Genomic DNA, 4,230 nt, shown 5'->3' with positions numbered 1-4,230 from the left:
CTTCGGGCACCCCGAGGTCTACATCCTCATCCTTCCCGGCTTCGGCATGGTCAGCCAGATCGTAGCGACCTTCAGCCGCAAGCCGGTCTTCGGCTATCTCGGCATGGCCTATGCGATGGTCGCGATCGGGGTGATCGGCTTCGTCGTCTGGGCGCACCACATGTTCACCACCGGCATGAGCGTCGATGTGAAGATGTACTTCACCGCCGCGACGATGATCATCGCGGTGCCGACCGGCGTGAAGGTGTTCAGCTGGATCGCCACGATGTGGGGCGGGTCGATCGACTTCAAGACGCCCATGCTGTGGGCGATCGGCTTCATCTTCCTGTTCACCGTCGGCGGCGTGACGGGCGTGGTGCTGGCCAACGCCAGCATCGACTACAGCCTGCACGACACCTACTACGTGGTGGCCCACTTCCACTACGTGCTGAGCCTCGGCGCCGTGTTCGCGATCTTCGCGGGCTTCTACTACTGGTTCGAGAAGATGTGGGGCGTGAAGTACAACGAGTTCCTCGGCGCCGCGCACTTCTGGATCATGTTCGTCGGCGTGAACCTGGTATTCTTCCCGCAGCACTTCCTGGGCCTCCAGGGCATGCCGCGCCGCTACGTCGACTATCCGGAGGGCTTCGCCTACTGGAACCAGGTGTCCTCGATCGGCTACGCGATCACCGGGGTGGGCGTCATCGTCTTCCTGCTGGTGCTGGTCGAAGCGGCCGTCCGCCGCCGCAAGGCCGAGGCCAACCCCTGGGGCGAGGGCGCTACGACGCTGGAGTGGACGCTCTCCTCGCCGCCGCCGTTCCACCAGTTCAACGAACTGCCGGTGGTGAAGCCCGACGTCCACTGACGCCGGGCTCCGCCCCAGCACCATCTTCGGGGGGCGCGTTCCGGAAGCGGGGCGCGCCCTTCGGATATTCTGAGAGTAGTATCCGATGGCCATGGCTACGGCCCACGACACACCGCGCTCCACGCCCGCCCGCTGGCAGGACTTCCTGCAGCTGATGAAGCCGCGCGTGATGTCGCTGGTGGTGTTCACGGCGCTGACGGGCCTGGTCTGCGCGCCGGGCCAGATCAACCCGATCCTGGGCGTCGTGGCGATCCTCTGCATCGCAGTGGGCGCGGGCGCGAGCGGGGCGCTCAACATGTGGTACGACGCCGACATCGACGCGAAGATGCGCCGCACGCGCGGCCGCCCGGTGCCGGCCGGCAAGGTGCAGGGCGCGGACGCGCTGGCCCTCGGCGTCGTGCTGTCGCTGTTCTCCGTGATGCTGATGGGCATGGCGCTGAACTGGTTCGCCGCCGGCCTCCTGGCGTTCACCATCGTCTTCTACGCCGTGGTGTACACGATGTGGCTCAAGCGCTGGACGGCGCAGAACATCGTGATCGGCGGCCTAGCGGGCGCGCTGCCGCCGGTGATCGGCTGGGCCGCGGCCACCGGGACGGCGCCGCTGAACGCCTGGCTCCTGTGCGCCATCATCTTCATGTGGACCCCGCCGCACTTCTGGGCGCTGTCGCTCTACACCTCGGAGGACTACGCCAAGGCCGGCGTGCCGATGATGCCGGTGGCGAAGGGCGCCTCGTCCACGCGGACGCAGATCCTGGGCTACAGCCTGGCCCTGATCCCGATCTGCGTGGCCCCGGCGTTCACCGGCCTGGGCGGGCCCATCTACCTGGGCGTCTCGGCGCTGGGAGGGCTGGTGTTCCTGCTGCTGGCGGCGCGCCTCTACCGCAGCAAGGCGGGCGAGGCGGCCGACCCCCGGAACGACGACGGGCTCTACGATGTTCGCGCCGGCGCCCGTGACGCGCGCAACCTCTTCGCCTTCTCGATCCTCTACCTGGCGCTGCTGTTCGCCACCCTGCTGGGCGAGCACCTGGCCGGCGTGGCCCCCCTGGAGCTTCTCTAGATGAGCGACCCCAACCGCGAGGGCGAGGATTTCGCCAGGGCCCGCCGCGGCCGCAACATCGCGATCGCGCTGGGCCTCGTGGCCTTCGTGATCATCGTCTACGTGGTGTCGATCATCCGGATGGGCGGCAGTGTCCTCGAACGCGCCTTCTGACGCCGAGCGCAAGCGCAATGTGAAGGTCGCGGTCATCTGCGCGGCGACCTTCTTCGGCATGATCGGCGCGGCCTTCGCCTCGGTGCCGATCTACCGCGCGTTCTGTCAGGTCACCGGCTTCGACGGGGCGACCCGCCGGGCCGATGCGGCCGCCGACAAGGTGCTGGACAAGACGCTCACCGTGCGGTTCGACGCCAACGTCCGCGACCTGCCCTTCGCCTTCACCGCCGAACAGACCTCCCAGGAGGTGAAGATCGGCGAGACGAAGCTGGCGTTCTTCCGGGTCAGGAACAACTCGAACCGGACGATCACGGCACGGGCGCTCTACAACGTCGTGCCCGAGCAGGCCGGACCCTACTTCCAGAAGCTCCAGTGCTTCTGCTTCGAGGACCAGACCATCGCCGCCGGCGCCACGGTGGACATGCCGGTGCTCTACTACATCGACCCGAAGTACGCCGACGACATCAACACCAAGGGCAAGCCCGAGGTGACCCTCAGCTACACCTTCTTCCCCTCGACCACCGCCCAGCCGGCGCAGGCCGACGCGGCGACGCAGGTGAAGGCCCACAAAGGCGGCTGAGGCCTCCAGCAGAGGCCTGCGGCGCAGAAGCGCGCCTTTCCCCTTGGCGGAGGGCAGGGGGGGAGGCTATAGCGTCCGCGACTGTCCGCACGCGACTCTCCGGAGCCGCGCGCGAGGGGAATTGACGAGGGGTTGAGACCGCGATGGCCGCTGGCGTGAAGCACGACTACCACCTGGTGGACCCGAGCCCGTGGCCGTTGGTCGGCTCCATCGCCGCCACCGTCATGGCGCTGGGTGGCGTGGCCTGGATGAAGGGCCTGTTCGGTATCCCGCAGCACAACCCGACCCTGTTCTTTGCGGGCCTCGCCGGCGTGCTGTTCACGATGCTGGGCTGGTGGGCTGACGTCGTGAAGGAAGCCAACCGCGGCGACCACACCCCGGTGGTCTCCATCGGCCTGCGCTACGGCATGGTGCTGTTCATCGCCTCGGAGGTGATGTTCTTCGTCGCCTGGTTCTGGATCTTCTTCGAGATGGCCCTGTTCCACGGCAACAGGACGCTGGCGCCGATCGAAGAGGTCCGCGCCGCCTGGGCCACCTGGCCGCCGAAGGGCATCGAGACCGTGCCGGCCTTCCAGCTGCCGCTGGTCAACACCCTGACCCTGCTGCTGTCGGGCACGACCATCACCTGGGCGCACCACGCGCTCCAGCAGGGGGACCGCAAGAGCGCCAAGATCGGTCTCGCGTTGACGATCGTCCTGGGCGCGCTGTTCACGGCGATCCAGGCCTACGAGTACCAGCACATCCTCGAGCACAAGTACTTCTTCGGCGGCGAGGGCGCGGAGAACTCGGGCCTCTACGGCTCGGCCTTCTTCATGGCCACCGGCTTCCACGGCTTCCACGTGCTGGTCGGGACGATCTTCCTGATCGTCTGTCTGATCCGCCTGATGGGGAAGGGTTTTTCGCCCAAGCAGCACTTCGGTTTCGAGGCCGCCGCCTGGTACTGGCACTTCGTCGACGTGGTCTGGCTCTTCCTGTTCGCCTTCATCTACGTGGTGTTCGGCGGACCCGGCCACTGAGGCTGAGCGTGTGAGTAAGCCCAATCCGCTGCTGGCTGGGGTAGCCGGACGCTGCCCCAACTGCGGAGAGGGCTTCCTCTTCGACGGCTTCCTGAAGGTGGCCCCGGCCTGCGAGGCCTGCGGCTACGACTTCGCCAAGGCCGACTCGGGCGACGGCCCGGCGGTGTTCGTGATCATGATCGCGGGCTTCGCCGTCGCCTTCGCGGCGGTGATCACCGAGTTCACGGTCCACCCGCCGATCTGGGTCCACCTGATCGTCTGGCTGCCGGCCACGCTGTTCATCTCGCTGGGCCTGATGCGCCCTCTGAAGGGCGCGATGCTGGCCGCCCAGTTCATGAACCGGGCCTCCGAAGCGCGCCATGACGACTGAGGCCCGCCGCGGGGGCTTCCCCGTGGGGCTGACCGTCGCCACGGCCATCGCCCTGGCGATCCTGCTGGCGCTGGGGACCTGGCAGGTCCAGCGGCTGCAGTGGAAGCGGCACCTGCTGGGGCAGATCGCCGCGCTACAGGCCGCGCCCGCCCAGCCCATCGGCCCGGTCCTCGACCGCGTGGCGCGGGGCGCCGACGCCGATTTCACCCG

The 4,230-nt window shown here is 67.8% G+C and carries 7 protein-coding genes; all 7 read left to right on the top strand.

Annotated elements, in window-relative coordinates; translation table 11 throughout:
• On the top strand, nt 1–844 hold an 844-nt coding region (locus tag VGD44_RS08990), incomplete at its 5' end, for a cbb3-type cytochrome c oxidase subunit I (protein WP_331086064.1).
• Between the two features lie 85 nt (nt 845–929).
• The gene (gene cyoE / locus VGD44_RS08985; RefSeq protein ID WP_331086062.1) at nt 930–1,901 is read left to right on the top strand and encodes a heme o synthase; all 972 of its coding nucleotides are present in this window, start codon (nt 930–932) and stop codon (nt 1,899–1,901) included.
• Entirely contained in the window at nt 1,902–2,054 is a 153-nt protein-coding gene (locus VGD44_RS08980; RefSeq protein ID WP_331086060.1) for a hypothetical protein, read from the top strand.
• Nucleotides 2,032–2,634 (top strand): cytochrome c oxidase assembly protein, encoded by a 603-nt coding sequence (locus VGD44_RS08975; RefSeq protein WP_331086058.1) that lies wholly within the window; start codon nt 2,032–2,034, stop codon nt 2,632–2,634. Before VGD44_RS08980 ends, VGD44_RS08975 begins: the two co-directional genes overlap by 23 nt.
• 143 nt (nt 2,635–2,777) lie before the next feature.
• Entirely contained in the window at nt 2,778–3,650 is an 873-nt protein-coding gene (locus tag VGD44_RS08970; protein ID WP_331086056.1) for a cytochrome c oxidase subunit 3, read from the top strand.
• Nucleotides 3,651–3,660: 10 nt separating this feature from the next.
• Nucleotides 3,661–4,020, top strand: coding sequence for a DUF983 domain-containing protein (locus VGD44_RS08965; protein ID WP_331086054.1), 360 nt, complete (start codon nt 3,661–3,663; stop codon nt 4,018–4,020).
• Nucleotides 4,010–4,230, top strand: a 221-nt coding sequence (locus VGD44_RS08960) for an SURF1 family cytochrome oxidase biogenesis protein (protein ID WP_331086052.1), incomplete at its 3' end; no start/stop codon positions are given. The genes VGD44_RS08965 and VGD44_RS08960, both read left to right, overlap by 11 nt.

Source organism: Phenylobacterium sp., assembly GCF_036402295.1.
GTDB lineage: Bacteria > Pseudomonadota > Alphaproteobacteria > Caulobacterales > Caulobacteraceae > Phenylobacterium.
The sequence above is the reverse complement of the archived record's forward strand: the minus strand, read 5'-3'. Positions and strand labels throughout refer to the sequence as shown.